The organism is Streptomyces sp. NPDC008086 (assembly GCF_042957325.1).
Classification (GTDB): domain Bacteria; phylum Actinomycetota; class Actinomycetes; order Streptomycetales; family Streptomycetaceae; genus Streptomyces.
The window spans coordinates 301,245-316,832 of the sequence record NZ_JBIBIA010000002.1 but is presented as its reverse complement, the minus strand read 5'-3'; the positions used below and the strand labels follow the sequence as shown (position 1 = coordinate 316,832).

Sequence of the window (15,588 nt, the reverse complement as noted above, 5' to 3'; positions counted from 1 at the left end):
CCTGAGTGCACCGCGCCCGCGTCACCCCTCGCGCGCGGCCGAAGGAAGAAGGAGCACGCACCGATGTCCGTCCTGACCGTCCAGCCGGGCGCGACCCCCGCCGACGAAGAGCCCCCCGATACCGGCGAACGCCACCGGCTGACCGCTGTCACGGGCCTGGCCGCCCTGTCCCTGGACGCGATGGCGTCGGTGGCGTACGGGCCCGAGGCGATCGTTCTCGTCCTGGCCGCCGCCGGTGCGCGCGGCCTCGGGTTCACCCTGCCGGTGACGCTCGCCATCGCCGCCCTGCTGGCGGTGCTGGTCGCCTCGTACCGACAGGTGATCGCGGCCTTCCCCGACGGCGGCGGCTCGTACGCGGTCGCCAAGGCTCATCTGGGTGCGCGTACGAGCCTGGTGGCGGCCGCCTCGCTCGTCCTGGACTACGTCCTGAACGTGGCCGTCGCCGTCACGGCCGGCGTGGCAGCGCTGACCTCCGCCTTTCCGGGCCTGTACGGCGACCGGCTGGTCCTGTGCCTGGTGGTGCTGGCGTTGATCACGGCCGTGAACCTGCGGGGCATCGTGGAGTCGGCGAAGGTGTTCATCGTGCCGACCGTGGTGTTCGTCGGCTCGATTCTTGTGCTGATCGTCGTCGGTCTGTTCCGGTCCGAGCCCGTGAGTTCGGCCGCCGCGGCCGGTCACGCGTCGGTCCTGGCCGGCAACGCGACCACCGTGGGCGCCCTGCTCCTGCTGAAAGCATTCGCCTCCGGGTGCAGCGCCCTCACCGGCGTGGAGGCCATCGCGAACGCCGTCCCCTCCTTCCGCGTCCCGCGCGTCAAGCGGGCCCAACGGGCCGAGGTCGCTCTCGGCGCGGTCCTCGGCGTGATGCTGATCGGGCTGTCGGTGCTGATCTCCCGCTTCCACCTCCAGCCCGTCGAGGGCGTCACGGTGCTCGCCCAGCTCGCGGACGCCTCCTTCGGCCACAACTGGGCGTTCTACGTCGTCCAGTTCGCGACGATGATCCTGCTGGCCCTGTCGGCCAACACCTCCTTCGGCGGACTGCCGGTGCTGCTGAAACTGCTGGCCCGGGACAACTACCTGCCGCATGTGTTCGCGCTGAAGGCCGACCGCCAGGTTCACCGGCACGGCGTGCTCGCCCTGGCCGTGGTCTCGGCGGCGCTGCTGGTGTTCTCCGGCGGCGACACCAACACGCTCGTGCCGCTCTTCGCCATCGGCGTGTTCGTCGGGTTCACCATCGCCCAGGTCGGCATGGTCCGGCACTGGCGCCTCGACCGCCGGCCGGGATGGCAGGGAAGGGCCCTGCTCAACGGCTTCGGCGGGCTGCTGACCGGCATCTCGGCCGTCGTCGTCACCGCGACCAAGTTCGAGGAGGGCGCCTGGCTGGTCGTGGTGGCGCTGCCGCTGCTCGTGGCGGCGTTCGTCGCCGTGCACCGCGCGTACACCCGGATCGGCGAGCGCCTCGGCCTCGGCCGCGTCCCCGAGCACCCGCACCGCGACCGCTCGGTCGTGATCGTGCCCGTCTCCTCGATCTCACGGCTCACCTCCGAAGCCCTCACTGCGGCGGCCTCCCTGGGCGACGAGGTCCGTGCCGTCACCGTCTGCTACCCCGACGCCGAGGACCGGGCCGCCCTGCATGCCCTGGAACACTCCTGGGCGGAGTGGGACCCCGGCGTCCCCCTGGTCCGGCTGGCCTGCGAGCGCCGCAGCCTGGGCCGCCCCATCGCCGCGTACGTCCGTGAGGTCGCGGCGGCGGAACCGGCCACCCGGGTCACCGTCCTCATCCCGGAGACCGAGCCGGAGCGGCTGTGGCAGCGGCTGCTGCAGAACCAGCGGGGCGCGGTCGTCGCCCATGCCGTACGGCGGGAGACGGACGCGGTGATCTGCCGACTGCGCTTCCGGCTGCTGTGAGCGGGAGGCTCCGAGGCTCCGAGCCGTAAAAGTCCCGTCAATGCTCTGGCCGCCGCCGTAAGAGAGCCGTCAACGGACGACCGAATCCGGCCAGAGAGGCGCTTTCCTCTAGAGGTCCGTTGTTCCCGAACCTCATCTAGGAGCTCGCGATGGCCGACGTGGCCTTCGTCGTCACCACGATCGCTGTGTTCGCGTTGGTGGCCTTCGTCGCCAAGGGGGTGACCAAGCTGTGACCGCCGAGAACATCGTCGGCCTAGTCGTGGCCGTCGCCCTGCTGGGCTATCTCGTCCTCGCCCTGATCTTCCCGGAGAGGTTCTGAGACAAGACATGGGTCCCGTACTCGCCGGCGTGCTCCAGCTGCTGGCCCTGATAGGCGCGCTGGCGCTCGCCTACGTCCCCCTCGGCAACTACATGGCCAGGGTCTACTCCTCCGACAAGCACTGGCGGGTCGAGAAGTGGATCTACAAGGGCATCGGTGCCAACCCCGACACCGAGATGCGCTGGACCGCGTACCTGCGCGGCGTGCTCGCCTTCTCCGTCGTCGGCGTCCTGTTCCTCTACCTGCTGCAGCGGCTCCAGGGTGTGCTGCCCGGTTCGCTGGGCTTCGCGGCCATCGACCCGGACCAGGCGTTCAACACCGCCGTCTCCTTCGTCACCAACACCAACTGGCAGTCGTACTACGGCGAGCAGGCCATGGGCCACGTCGTGCAGACCGCCGGTCTGGCCGTGCAGAACTTCGTCTCCGCGGCCGTCGGCATCGCCGTCGCTGTCGCGTTGGTCCGCGGCTTCGCCCGCTCGCGCACGGGTGAGCTGGGGAACTTCTGGTCCGACCTGGTGCGTGGTGTCGTACGCATCCTGGTGCCGGGCGCCGCGATCGCCGCGGTCGTCCTGGTCGCCTGCGGCGCCATCCAGAACTTCTCCGGCATCCACGAGGTCGGCCAGTTCATGGGCGGCTCGCAGCAGTGGAACGGCGGCGCCGTCGCCTCGCAGGAGGCCATCAAGGAACTCGGCACCAACGGCGGCGGTTACTTCAACGCCAACAGCGCCCACCCCTTCGAGAACCCCACCCCGTTCACGAACCTCTTCGAGATCTTCCTGATCCTCGTCATCCCCTTCGCCCTGACCCGCACGTTCGGCGTGATGGTCGGGAGCGTGAAGCAGGGCTACGCGATCCTCGCCACGATGGCGACCATCTGGGTCGGCTTCGTCGCGCTGATGATGTGGACCGAGTTCGCCCACCACGGCCCGGCGTTCGACATCGCGGGCGGGGCGTACGAGGGCAAGGAGGTCCGCTTCGGCGTCGGCTCGTCGGCGATCTTCGCGACCTCGACGACGCTCACCTCGACCGGTGCGGTGGACTCCTTCCACTCCTCCTTCACCGGTCTCGGCGGTGGCATCACCATGCTCGGCATGATGCTGGGCGAGATCGCGCCGGGTGGTGTGGGTTCCGGTCTCTACGGCATGCTGATCATGGCGATCATCGCGGTGTTCATCGCCGGTCTGATGGTCGGCCGTACGCCCGAGTACCTGGGCAAGAAGATCAGCACCCGTGAGATCAAGCTGGCGGCCTGCTACATCCTGATCACGCCGGCGCTGGTGCTCGTCTTCACCGCGGCTGCCATGGCCCTGCCCACGCCGGGCAACTCGATGACCAACTCCGGGGCGCACGGATTCTCCGAGATCCTTTACGCCTATACGTCCGCCTCCAACAACAACGGCTCGGCCTTCGCCGGTCTGAACGCGGACACGCAGTGGTTCAACTCGACGCTCGGCCTGTGCATGCTGCTCGGCCGCTTCCTGCCGATGGTGTTCGTGCTGGCGCTGGCCGGCTCGCTCGCCGAGCAGAAGCCGGTCCCGGAGACCGCGGGCACCCTGCGCACCGACAAGCCCCTCTACACGGGTCTGCTGGTCGGCACGATCATCATCATCACCGGTCTGACCTACTTCCCGGCGCTCGCGCTGGGACCGCTGGCCGAGGGGCTGGCGTCATGACCACCCGTATTGAGAACCAAGAGGACTCGATGTCCACAGCCACTCCGACCCGTGCGCCGCACAGCGACGTACCCACCGGGCACAAGCCTGCCGAGGGCCGCGTGGGCGCGGGCCTCTTCGACCCGAAGCAACTGGTCAAGTCGCTGCCGGATGCCTTCCGCAAGCTCGACCCGCGGGTGATGATCAAGTCACCGGTGATGTTCGTGGTCCTCGTCGGCTCGGTCCTCACGACGATCTTCTCCTTCAAGGACCCGGGCGACTGGTTCGGCTGGGTGATCAGTGCCTGGCTGTGGCTGACGGTGATCTTCGCCAACCTGGCGGAGGCCGTCGCCGAGGGCCGCGGCAAGGCCCAGGCCGACACCCTGCGCAAGGCCAAGACCGACACCGTGGCACGCCGACTCCTCAAGGACGGTGGCGAGGAGCAGGTCGCGGGCACCGAGCTCAAGATCGGTGACCTGGTCGTCTGCGAGGCCGGCGACATCATCCCGGGCGACGGCGACGTCGTCGAGGGGGTCGCGTCCGTCGACGAGTCGGCGATCACCGGTGAGTCGGCCCCGGTCATCCGGGAGTCCGGCGGCGACCGCTCGGCCGTCACCGGCGGCACGAAGGTCCTCTCCGACCGCATCGTCATCAAGATCACGACGAAGCCCGGTGAGACCTTCATCGACCGGATGATCAACCTCGTCGAGGGCGCGGCCCGGCAGAAGACGCCGAACGAGATCGCGCTGAACATCCTGCTCGCCTCGCTGACGATCGTCTTCCTGCTGGCGGTGGCCACGCTGCCGCCGTTCGCGGACTACGCCGGCACCCACCTGACGATGGTCGTGCTCGTCGCCCTGCTCGTCTGCCTCATCCCCACGACGATCGGCGCCCTGCTCTCCGCGATCGGCATCGCGGGCATGGACCGCCTGGTCCAGCGCAACGTCCTGGCGATGTCCGGCCGTGCGGTCGAGGCCGCCGGTGACGTCTCCACGCTGCTGCTCGACAAGACCGGCACCATCACGCTCGGCAACCGCCAGGCATCGGAGTTCGTGCCGGTGAGCGGCACCACCGAGGCCGAGGTGGCCGACGCCGCCCAGCTCTCCTCACTGGCCGACGAGACGCCCGAGGGGCGTTCGATCGTCGTCCTGGCGAAGGAGAAGTACGGTCTGCGCGAACGCCACCAGGGCGAGCTGGTCGGCGCCGAGTGGATCTCCTTCACCGCCCAGACCCGGATGTCCGGCGTGGACGTCGACGGACGCAAGATCCGCAAGGGGGCGTCCGGTTCGGTCATCGCCTGGGTGCGGGAGCAGGGCGGCACGGTCGCGGACGACGCCGACACGGTCTCCAACCGGATCTCCGAGGCCGGCGGCACCCCGCTGCTCGTGGCCGTGGAGGACGACCGAGGCGCCCGCATCCTCGGCGTCATCCACCTCAAGGACGTCGTCAAGGACGGCATGCGCGAGCGGTTCGAGGAACTGCGCCGCATGGGCATCAAGACCGTCATGATCACCGGTGACAACCCGCTGACCGCCAAGGCGATCGCCGACGAGGCGGGCGTCGACGACTTCCTCGCGGAGGCGACTCCCGAGGACAAGATGGCGCTCATCAAGCGGGAGCAGGCGGGCGGCAAGCTCGTCGCGATGACCGGTGACGGCACGAACGACGCGCCCGCGCTCGCCCAGGCGGACGTCGGCGTGGCGATGAACACCGGTACGTCGGCCGCCAAGGAGGCCGGCAACATGGTCGACCTCGACTCCAACCCGACCAAGCTGATCGAGATCGTCGAGATCGGCAAGCAGCTGCTGATCACCCGCGGTGCGCTGACCACGTTCTCCATCGCCAACGACGTCGCGAAGTACTTCGCGATCATCCCGGCGCTGTTCGCGGCCGTCTACCCGGGCCTGGACAAGCTCAACATCATGGGCCTGTCCTCGCCGGACTCCGCGATCCTGTCCGCGGTCATCTTCAACGCGCTGATCATCATCGCTCTGGTGCCGCTGTCCCTGAAGGGCGTGCAGTACCGGCCGGTCAGCGCCGACAAGATGCTGCGGCGGAACCTCACCATCTACGGGCTGGGCGGTCTGATCGCCCCGTTCATCGGCATCAAGCTCATCGACCTGCTCATCTCTCTCATCCCCGGGATCGGCTGAAGGCCATGAACAACTCGGTAACCAACACCGCCCGGTTGCTCGGGGCGGGCCTGCGCGCCCTCCTCGTGCTCACCCTGGTGACGGGCGTCATCTACCCGCTGGTCGTCACCGGCATCGCGCAGGGGCTGTTCAACGACAAGGCGAACGGTTCTGAGATCAAGTCGGACGGCAAGGTCGTCGGCTCGTCCCTGATCGGGCAGTCCTACAACCTGCCGCTCAAGGAGGGCGAGGACACCCCCACGCCCGACCTGAAGTGGTTCCAGGGCCGTCCGCAGAATGGCCTCGGCAGCAACAGCGTCAACACCCAGTACAAGCTCATCCTGTCGGGCGCGACCAACCGGTCCGGCGACAACGAAGAGCTCATCCAGTGGGTGAAGGACGCCAAGGCTGCTGTCGTGAAGGACAACTCGACCGCCGACCACAAGGTCAAGCCGTCCGACGTCCCCGCCGACGCCGTCACCTCCTCCGGCTCCGGCCTCGACCCGAACATCTCCCCGGCCTACGCGGAGATCCAGGTCCACCGGGTCGCCGAGAAGAACGGCCTGTCCGCAGCCCAGGTCGAGAAGCTGGTCGAGGACCACACCGAGGGCCGCACCCTCGGCTTCATGGGCGAGCCCCGGGTGAACGTCCTGGAGCTGAACATCGCGCTCAAGGAACTCGTGGCCAAGAGCTGATGGCGTTACCCGATCCACAGGGGAGTTGGCGGTCCGGGAGAGATCCTTGTTCCGCCAACTCCCGTCGTCATGAAGCCGGTTGCACCGCTTCCGGCATCCAAGCCCGACGTACGACAGGAAAGGCATACACCCATGACTCGGGTGCTGGTGGTGGAGGACGATCCCCAGCTCGTACGGGCTCTCCTCATCAATCTCCAGGCACGCCAGTACGGGGTCGACGCGGCCCCCGACGGTGCCACCGCACTCCGGCTCGCCGCGGCGCGGCAGCCCGACGTGGTCGTGCTCGACCTCGGGCTGCCCGACATGGACGGTGTCGACGTCATCAAGGGCCTGCGGGCCTGGACACGTGTGCCGATCATGGTGCTCTCCGCCCGCCAGGCGTCCGAGGAGAAGGTCGCCGCGCTCGACGCCGGCGCCGACGACTACATCACCAAGCCCTTCAGCATGAACGAACTGCTCGCCCGGCTCCGGGCGGCCGTCCGCCGTACCGAGGAGGTACCGCTGGCCTCCGGGGCGACCTTCGTCGAGACGGACGAGTTCACCATCGACCTGCTGGCCAAGAAGGTGAACAGGGGCGGCCACGACGTACGCCTCACACCCACCGAATGGCATCTGCTGGAGATCCTGGTCACCAACCCCGGGCGGCTGATCACGCAGAAGCACCTGCTCCAGGAGGTCTGGGGCGTCTCCCAGAGCAACAAGACCAACTACCTGCGGGTCTACATGGCCCAGCTGCGGCGCAAACTGGAGACAGATCCCGCCCACCCCCGCTATCTCATCACCGAGCCCGGCATGGGCTACCGCTTCGAAGGGTGAACATGGCACGCGGCAAGCTCCGGATCTACCTCGGCGCGGCCCCCGGCGTCGGCAAGACCTACGCCATGCTGTCCGAGGCGCACCGCCGCGTGGAGCGGGGCACCGACTGCGTGGTCGCCTTCGTCGAGCACCACAAACGGCCGCGTACCGAGGTGATGCTGCACGGTCTGGAGGAGATCGAGCGCAGGGAACTGGAGTATCGGGGCACCGTCTTCACGGAGATGGACGTGGACGCGGTCCTCGCCCGCAGCCCGCAGGTGGCGCTGGTCGACGAACTCGCCCACACCAACGTCCCCGGCTCGCGCAACGAAAAGCGCTGGCAGGACGTGGAGGAACTGCTGGCCGCCGGGATCAACGTCATCTCCACGGTGAACATCCAGCACCTGGAGTCGCTCGGCGACGTCGTCGAGTCGATCACGGGCGTACGGCAGCGGGAGACGGTGCCCGACGAGGTCGTACGCCGGGCCGACCAGATCGAGCTGGTCGACATGTCCCCGGAGGCCCTGCGCCGCCGTATGGCGCACGGCAACATCTACAAGCCGGACAAGGTCGACGCGGCCCTGTCGAACTACTTCCGCCCCGGCAACCTCACCGCCCTGCGCGAGCTGGCGCTGCTGTGGGTCGCCGACCGGGTCGACGCCTACCTCACCGAGTACCGCAGCGAGCACAGGGTCTCCACCATCTGGGGCTCACGGGAGCGAATCGTGGTCGGCCTGACCGGCGGTCCGGAAGGCCGGACGCTCATCCGCCGGGCCGCGCGGCTAGCGGAGAAGGGCGCCGGGGGCGAGGTGCTCGCCGTCTACATCTCCCGCAGCGACGGCCTGACCTCGGCCTCCCCCAAGGAGCTGGCCGTCCAGCGCACCCTCGTCGAGGACCTCGGCGGCACCTTCCACCAGGTCGTCGGCGAGGACATACCGGACGCGCTGCTGGACTTCTCCCGCGGAGTCAACGCCACCCAGATCGTCCTCGGCGTCTCCCGCCGCAAGAGCTGGCAGTACGTCTTCGGACCGGGCGTCGGCGCCACGGTCGCCCGCGATTCGGGCCCCGACCTAGACGTCCACCTGATCACCCACGACGAGGCGGGCAAGGGGCGCGGACTCCCGGTCAACCGGGGCGCTCGCCTCGGCCGGTCCCGGCTGATCTGGGGCTGGCTGGTCGGCCTCGGCGGCCCGGTCCTGCTGACCTGGCTGCTGAGCAGCGTCTTCCCGGACGTCGGGCTCGCCAACGACATGCTGATCTTCCTGACGATGACGGTGGCGGCGGCCCTGCTGGGCGGGCTCCTCCCGGCTCTGGCCTCGGCGGCGGCCGGTTCCCTGCTCCTGAACTGGTACTTCACGACACCCGTCCACACCCTCACCATCGCCGACCCGAAGAACATCGTCGCCATCGCGATCTTCGTAGGAGTCGCGGTGTCCGTCGCCTCAGTCGTCGATCTCGCCGCCCGCCGCACGCATCAGGCGGCGAGGCTGCGCGCCGAGTCGGAGATCCTTTCCTTCCTGGCCGGCAACGTCCTGCGCGGCGAGACCAGCCTGGAGGAGTTGCTGGAACGGGTCCGCGAGACCTTCAGCATGGAGTCGGCGGCCCTGCTGGAACGCGAGAGCGATGTGGCGCCCTGGACCTGCGCCGGCAGCGTGGGCCCGCGGCCCTGCGCCACCCCCGACGAGGCCGACGTCGACGTACCGGTCGGCGACCACATGGCCCTGGCGCTGACCGGGCGGGTACCACCGGCCGAGGACCGCCGGGTCCTCGCGGCCTTCGCCGCGCAGGCCGCCGTGGTCCTGGACCGTCAGCGCCTCCAGCAGGAGGCCGGCCAGGCCAAGGAGCTGGCCGAGGGCAACCGCATCCGCACCGCCCTGCTCGCCGCCGTCAGCCACGACCTGCGCACCCCGCTCGCCGGCATCAAGGCCGCGGTCACCTCCCTGCGCTCCGACGACGTCGAATGGTCGGACGAGGACCAGGCGGAGCTGCTGGAGGCCATCGAGGAGGGCGCCGACCGCCTCGATCACCTCGTCGGCAACCTCCTCGACATGTCCCGCCTGCAGACCGGCACCGTGACCCCGATCATCCGCGAGACCGACGTGGACGAGGTGATTCCGATGGCACTCGGCGGCGTGCCAGAGGACAGCGTCGACCTCGACATCCCGGAGACGCTCCCGATGGTCGCCGTCGACCGGGGCCTCCTGGAACGGTCCGTCGCCAACATCGTCGAGAACGCGGTGAAGTACAGCCCCGCGGACACCCCGGTGTTGGTCTCTGCGAGCAACATCGCGAACCGCGTGGAAGTACGTGTGGTCGACCGCGGCCCCGGTGTCCCCGACGAGGCCAAGGACCGAATCTTCGAACCCTTCCAGCGCTACGGCGACTCCCCACGCGGCGCCGGAGTCGGCCTCGGCCTCGCGGTCGCCCGCGGCTTCGCCGAGGCCATTGGCGGCACGCTGCACGCCGAGGACACCCCGGGCGGTGGCCTCACGATGGTGCTGAGCCTGCCGAGAGCGGCGGGCCCCAGGCCGCCGTCGGAACCGGATGTGCCCGTGACGGCGACCTCGTAGTTCGCGCCCAGGTCGAGTTCCGGTGGACACGTCGTGACCTCCGCCGTCGGCGGTTCACCATGCTGGAGTCAGTTTCCTGCAGGCAGGGACGTGAGCCTGCGCTGCAGCCACTGTCCGAATGTCCGACGCGGGGGCCGCACCACCACGCTGCCGTGGGCCCTCAGGCCGACCAGTTCCACTCGCAGAGTGACCGGCGTATCGGGATTCGTCGGAGCCTGACGGTACTTGACCCAGCTGTGTACCAACTGCAGACCATCGGTATCGACCACGATGCCCGGCCGCGTGACCAGCGTAAGAGTCTTCCCCGCCATGCCCACGTCGATCCGCAGGGTGTCGTGCGTGATCACGGCTTCGGTGAAGTCGAGCGTCACCTCGCAGTACGTCACCGCTCTCCAGCTCCCGCGGCACCACCCAGCGCCCCGACCCCTCCGGCTCGCCGTTCTCCACGAGCCCGGTGGAGCCCGCTCGTACTAAAACGGCAACAGAGGAGGAGCCCGCCGAGGAGTCGGACGAGGGGGTCGAGGTGGTACCCGAGACGGACGCCCCGGCCGCCGAGAGCTCGCCTGCGGAGCTGCCGACGGCCGCTCACCGGACCGGCACCGAGGCCCCCCTCGACCTCTCCGACCGGCGGATTCCCGTGCTCACGCTGGGCGTGGGGCTGGCTCTGGTGTGCCTCGGCATCGGCTTCCTCGGGGTGCGGATGCGCCGCCGCTGAGCGGCTCGGGACGGCCCGGGTCCCCCTTGAGTCGGACCTCCGGCGTCCCCCTCAGGACGCTTGTCCACGCGGACTTACTCGGTATACATACTCAGTATGTCCATCCGTCACGGGCTTCTCGCCCTCCTCGAACGCGGACCGCGCTACGGCTCACAGCTCCGTACGGAGTTCGAGTCCCGCACCGGTTCCACCTGGTCGCTCAACGTGGGTCAGGTCTACACGACGCTCAGCCGGCTTGAACGCGACGGCATGGTCGTGCAGGACGGCGAGGACGAGGCCGGCCACTCGCTCTACGCGATCACCGACAGCGGTCGCGTCGAACTGCGCAGCTGGTTCGAGAACCCCGTCGACCGCACCAGCCCGGCCCGAGACGAGCTGGCCATCAAGCTGGCCATGGCCGTCGGGGCGCCCGGGGTCGACATCCGTGACGTCATCCAGTCCCAGCGCCGGCACACCGTGAAGGCCATGCAGGACTACACCCGGCTGAAGGCGCAGGCCCTCACCGCCGTGGAGAAGAACGGGGCTCAAGAGCGGGACGACATCGCCTGGCTCCTCGTCCTGGAGCAGCTGATCTTCCAGATCGAGGCCGAGGCGCGCTGGCTCGACCACTGCGAGTCCCGGCTGATCCGTCTCTCGTCGACCGCCCCGGCGGCGGGGCCGGAGCCGGCCTCGTCGGGGGCGATAGCGGGGGCGGCGGGGATGGGAGCGCGGGCGGGGGCCGAGGCAGAGGAGGCCGCACGCCACCGCCCGTGACGTCCGCCCTTCACGACCGGCCCTGAGCACCCGAACGACCGGACCCACAGGGCCGACCGAGTCCACCGGGTCCACTCGACCCACCGGATCCACCCGTACCACCGGATCCACCCGTACCACCGGATCCACCCGCACCACCTGAAGACTCCGAACCACCCGACCAGACCCATACCGCACGCACGGCGCTGCCAACGACCGTCCGTCGCACCGACGTCCGGCCGCTCGCCGGCGTACGCCCGAGGGGGAACCATGTCCACACAGCAGCAGCCCGCGCTGAGTCTGCGGAACCTGACCCGCGTCCACGGCTCCGGCGCCACCGAGGTGCACGCCCTGCGCGGCATCGACCTCGACGTCCACCCCGGTGAACTCGTCGCCGTCATGGGCCCGTCGGGCTCCGGCAAGTCCACCCTGCTCACCATCGCCGGCGGCCTCGACACCCCCACCTCCGGGCAGGTCTACGTCGAGGGCACCGACATCACCGCCCTCGGCATCAAGGGGCTCGCCGCCCTGCGCCGCCGCAGCATCGGCTACGTCTTCCAGGACTACAACCTCATCCCGGCCCTCACCGCCGCCGAGAACGTGGCCCTGCCCCGCGAACTGGACGGCATATCGGCCCGCAAGGCCCGCACCGAGGCCCTCGCCGCCCTCGCCGAGATGGACCTCGGCCATCTCGCCGACCGGTTCCCCGACGAGATGTCCGGCGGCCAGCAGCAGCGCGTGGCCATCGCCCGAGCCCTCGTCGGCGACCGCCGGCTCGTCCTCGCCGACGAGCCCACCGGCGCCCTCGACTCCGAGACCGGCGAGTCCGTGCTGGCCTTGCTGCGCTCCCGCTGCGACGCCGGAGCCTCCGGAGTCATGGTCACCCACGAGCCGCGATTCGCCGCCTGGGCCGACCGGGTCGTCTTCCTGCGGGACGGCGCCGTCGTCGACCAGACCGTACGCGGCGACGCCGACTCGCTCCTGACCGGCCGGGCGGCCCAGCGGTGATGACCTGGTTCCACTCCTGGCGGGCCGCGGTCCGCATCGCCCGCCGTGACGCCTGGCGCTCCAAGGGCCGCAGCTTCCTCGTCCTCGCCATGATCGCGCTGCCGATCCTGGGCGTGAGCGCCCTGGACCTGACCCTGCGCAGCGCCGAACTCACCCCCGCGCAGCGGATGGAGCGCACCCTGGGTGCCGCCGACGCTCGCTTCTCCGACGCCCGAACGGCCGGCGTGGCCATCCTGCAGGACCCCGAGGGCGAGCAGCACACCCCGGCCGGGGACTACGACTCGCCGGGCGAGTCCTGGCCCGACGGCCCGACCGATGTCACCAAGACCATCCCGGCCGGTTCGACGGTGCTGACCGACAGCAGGGGCAGCGCCAAGCTGACCACCAGGCACGGTCTGCTCCAGGCCGAGGTCCGTGAGCTGGCCGCCGTCGATCCCGTCGCCCGGGGCATCATGCGGCTGCAGGAGGGCCGCTTCCCCGAGAAGAACGACGAGATCGCCGCGACCACCCGGTTCCTGGAGAGCAGCGGGCTGTCCGTCGGCTCCACCCTCACCGCCCGCGGCTTCGACCGCACCTATGTGATCAGCGGCTCGTACGAGCTGCCCAGCGATCTCACGGCACAGCAGGTCAACGCCCTGCCGGGGGCCTTCCTCGCGCCGTACGCCAAGGCGGTCGAGAAGGCCGGACTGCCGAAGCCCGACGTCTCCACCACCTACCTGGTGAAGAAGTCCGGTGGTTTCACGTGGAACACGGTCCAGGCGATCAACGCCAAGGGTGTCCTGGTCACCTCGCGCGCCGTGGCCCTCGACCCGCCCGCCGACTCCGAGGTGCCGCTCTACCAGAAGGAAGACTGGGCCAACTACGAGAGCGGCGGGGGCGCCGACGCCGCCGCGCTCGCCGCCGTGGGCACGGTCGTCGGCCTGGCGATGCTGGAGATCTGCCTGCTCGCCGGTCCCGCCTTCGCCGTCGGTGCCCGTCGTTCCCGCCGCCAGCTGGGCCTGGTCGGCGCCAACGGCGGTGCCCGCAGCCACATCCGGGCCATCGTGCTGAGCGGCGGCCTCGTCATCGGCGTCGCGGCGGCCCTGGTGGGCATGGTCCTCGCCCTGATCCTGACCTTCGCCCTCCGGCCGCTCCTCGAGGACTACATGGGGCAGCGGTTCGGCGGCTTCACCGTCAGGCCGCTGGAACTGCTCGCCATCGCCGCGCTCGCCATCCTCACCGGCCTGCTCTCCGCGATCGTCCCGGCCGTCACCGCCTCCCGGCAGACCGTCCTGGCCTCCCTCACCGGCCGTCGCGGCGTGCGCCGCAGCAACCGCGTGCTGCCACTGATCGGCTTCGGCGCCGTCCTGCTCGGCGCGGCCATCGCCCTGTACGGCTCGGTCGTCTCCGACCAGTTCGTCCTGGTCGCGGGTGGCTCGGCCATCGCCGAGCTGGGTGTGGTCGCCATGACGCCCGCCCTGGTCGGCCTGTTCGGCCGGGCCAGCCGCTGGCTGCCGCTCTCGCCGCGCCTCGCCCTGCGGGACGCCGTCCGCAACCGGGGCCGTACGGCACCCGCTGTCGCCGCCGTCCTGGCCGCCGTCGCGGGCACCGTCGCCGTCTCGACGTACGCCGCGAGCCGCGACGCCCAGAGTCTGGCCGAGTACCGGGCCAGCCTGCCGCACGGGGCGGTCGCCGCGCTCGTCACCGAGGAGGGCGGCCGGGACGTCCCCGAGGTCCGCGACGCCGTGCAGCGGACGCTGCCCGTCGACGTCCGCGCCGACGTGTTCCGGATCGCCGTCGGCAAGCCCGGCTGCGCCCCGTTTGACGAGGGCGAGGGCTGTGGCCGCTTCGAGGTCGTCACCCCGCCGGCCAACGAGTGCCCGCTGTGGGTCAGCACCCCCGACGGCTCCGACCCGGCGGAGAAGTACACCAAGGAGCAGCGGCGCGCGCTCGCCAAGGACTGGCGCTGCCTCTCGCCCGACGGCAACGGCATCTACGTCGAGGGCGGTCTCCTCATCGCCGACGCCCCGCTCCTGAAGGTCCTCGGCATCGACGACCCGGGCGCGGCCAAGGCCCTCGCCGACGGAAAGCTCGTCAGCTTCCACAAGCCCCAGGTCGACAGGAACGGTGCCGTCGGCATCAAGCTGATCACCGACCCGAAGGCCGCCGACCGCGCCGCCGAGCAGAACAAGCCGGTCCCGGGCGAGCTGAAGTCCTTCCCCGCCTACCAGGTGCCCGGCTCGCCCGACTCCTACGGAGTGCAGAGCGTGCTCAGCCCCGCCGCCGCCAAGGCCGCCGGACTGACCACCGTCCCCCTCGGCGCCTTCTTCAGCACCGACCGGATCCCCAGCACCGAGGAGCGGCAGAAGCTCGACGCCGAGATCGCCAAGCTCGGCAGCAACGTCGAGCTGACCGTGGAGCAGGGCTGGGTCGACGAGAACGGGCTCGTCCTGCTCGCGCTGACCGTCTTCGCCGGCCTGGTCACCATCGGTGCGGCCGGCATCGCCACCGGTCTCGCCCAGGCCGACGCGGAGGCCGATCTCAAGACGCTCGCCGCGGTCGGAGCCCCGCCTCGGGTGCGCCGCATGCTCAGCGGCTTCCAGTGCGGTGTGGTCGCCGCGATGGGTGTGGTCCTCGGCTCGGCGGCCGGTGTCCTGCCCGCGGTCGGGCTGCGGCTCACCGAGGAGCGCGAGCAGATGCGCTTCTACCAGGAGGCTCTCGACAACGGCTGGGGCGGCGCCGGTGACGCCCCGCCGCACGTGCCGATCATCGTCCCCTGGGAGACGCTCGCCGCCCTCCTGGTGGCCGTGCCCCTCGGCGCCGCCCTGCTGGCCGCTCTGGTGACCCGCTCGCGCGGGGCGCTGGCCCGCCGCGCCGCGCACTGAGCCTCCGTTGCCGGAACGTGCCCCTGGACGAGGGGGGATCACCTCGTCCAGGGGCACACCGTGTGGGAAAGCATGCGTGCGAGAGAATGGCGGCATGGAGATGCCGAGGAATGACAGGTCGCAGGAGAGCCCCCAGGTCCTCATCCTGGGCCAGGACGGGACGGCGCCCGGCGGCACTGACTAGGGATCACCTTCCGTCCC

General features: G+C 70.2%; 12 protein-coding genes. 11 read left to right on the top strand and 1 reads right to left on the bottom strand.

The features are described 5' to 3' along the window. Window positions 1-63 precede the first annotated feature (63 nt). The 7 genes from ACFZBP_RS07395 (at window position 64) to ACFZBP_RS07365 (ending at window position 10,068) form a co-directional block, all read left to right on the top strand. Entirely contained in the window at window positions 64-1,905 is a 1,842-nt protein-coding gene (locus tag ACFZBP_RS07395) for an amino acid permease (RefSeq protein WP_391410811.1), read from the top strand. 229 nt (window positions 1,906-2,134) lie between these two features. Next, window positions 2,135-2,224 (top strand): K(+)-transporting ATPase subunit F, encoded by a 90-nt coding sequence (gene kdpF, locus ACFZBP_RS07390; protein WP_016434100.1) that lies wholly within the window; start codon window positions 2,135-2,137, stop codon window positions 2,222-2,224. An 8-nt stretch (window positions 2,225-2,232) separates the two neighbouring features. Continuing rightward, window positions 2,233-3,897, top strand: coding sequence for a potassium-transporting ATPase subunit KdpA (kdpA, locus tag ACFZBP_RS07385; protein ID WP_391410809.1), 1,665 nt, complete (start codon window positions 2,233-2,235; stop codon window positions 3,895-3,897). Then, window positions 3,894-6,029 carry a potassium-transporting ATPase subunit KdpB gene (gene kdpB / locus ACFZBP_RS07380; RefSeq protein WP_391410807.1) on the top strand — a complete coding sequence of 712 codons (2,136 nt, stop codon included), beginning with the start codon at window positions 3,894-3,896 and terminating at the stop codon, window positions 6,027-6,029. The genes kdpA and kdpB overlap by 4 nt, the downstream gene beginning before the upstream one ends. A gap of 5 nt (window positions 6,030-6,034) precedes the next feature. Next, window positions 6,035-6,703, top strand: a complete 669-nt coding sequence (locus tag ACFZBP_RS07375) for a potassium-transporting ATPase subunit C (protein WP_391410804.1) — start codon at window positions 6,035-6,037, stop codon at window positions 6,701-6,703. Window positions 6,704-6,835: 132 nt separating this feature from the next. After that, on the top strand, window positions 6,836-7,519 hold the full coding sequence (locus ACFZBP_RS07370) for a response regulator (protein ID WP_391410802.1): 684 nt from the start codon (window positions 6,836-6,838) through the stop codon (window positions 7,517-7,519). 2 nt (window positions 7,520-7,521) lie between these two features. Beyond that, on the top strand, window positions 7,522-10,068 hold the full coding sequence (locus ACFZBP_RS07365; RefSeq protein WP_391410800.1) for an ATP-binding protein: 2,547 nt from the start codon (window positions 7,522-7,524) through the stop codon (window positions 10,066-10,068). A gap of 68 nt (window positions 10,069-10,136) precedes the next feature. Here ACFZBP_RS07365 and ACFZBP_RS07360 read toward each other — a convergent pair whose 3' ends face one another. Further along, window positions 10,137-10,439, bottom strand: a complete 303-nt coding sequence (locus tag ACFZBP_RS07360) for a hypothetical protein (protein WP_391410798.1) — start codon at window positions 10,437-10,439, stop codon at window positions 10,137-10,139. A 152-nt stretch (window positions 10,440-10,591) separates the two neighbouring features. Here ACFZBP_RS07360 and ACFZBP_RS07355 point away from each other — a divergent pair, with 152 nt between their 5' ends. The 4 genes from ACFZBP_RS07355 (at window position 10,592) to ACFZBP_RS07340 (ending at window position 15,387) form a co-directional block, all read left to right on the top strand. Further along, window positions 10,592-10,783: a hypothetical protein gene (locus ACFZBP_RS07355; RefSeq protein ID WP_391410796.1), complete on the top strand. Its 192-nt coding sequence runs from the start codon at window positions 10,592-10,594 to the stop codon at window positions 10,781-10,783. Window positions 10,784-10,879: 96 nt separating this feature from the next. Then, entirely contained in the window at window positions 10,880-11,536 is a 657-nt protein-coding gene (locus ACFZBP_RS07350) for a helix-turn-helix transcriptional regulator (protein ID WP_391410794.1), read from the top strand. 249 nt (window positions 11,537-11,785) lie between these two features. Next, window positions 11,786-12,523 (top strand): ATP-binding cassette domain-containing protein, encoded by a 738-nt coding sequence (locus ACFZBP_RS07345; RefSeq protein WP_391410792.1) that lies wholly within the window; start codon window positions 11,786-11,788, stop codon window positions 12,521-12,523. After that, on the top strand, window positions 12,520-15,387 hold the full coding sequence (locus ACFZBP_RS07340; RefSeq protein ID WP_391410790.1) for an ABC transporter permease: 2,868 nt from the start codon (window positions 12,520-12,522) through the stop codon (window positions 15,385-15,387). The genes ACFZBP_RS07345 and ACFZBP_RS07340 overlap by 4 nt, the downstream gene beginning before the upstream one ends. The last annotated feature ends 201 nt before the right edge of the window (window positions 15,388-15,588 follow it).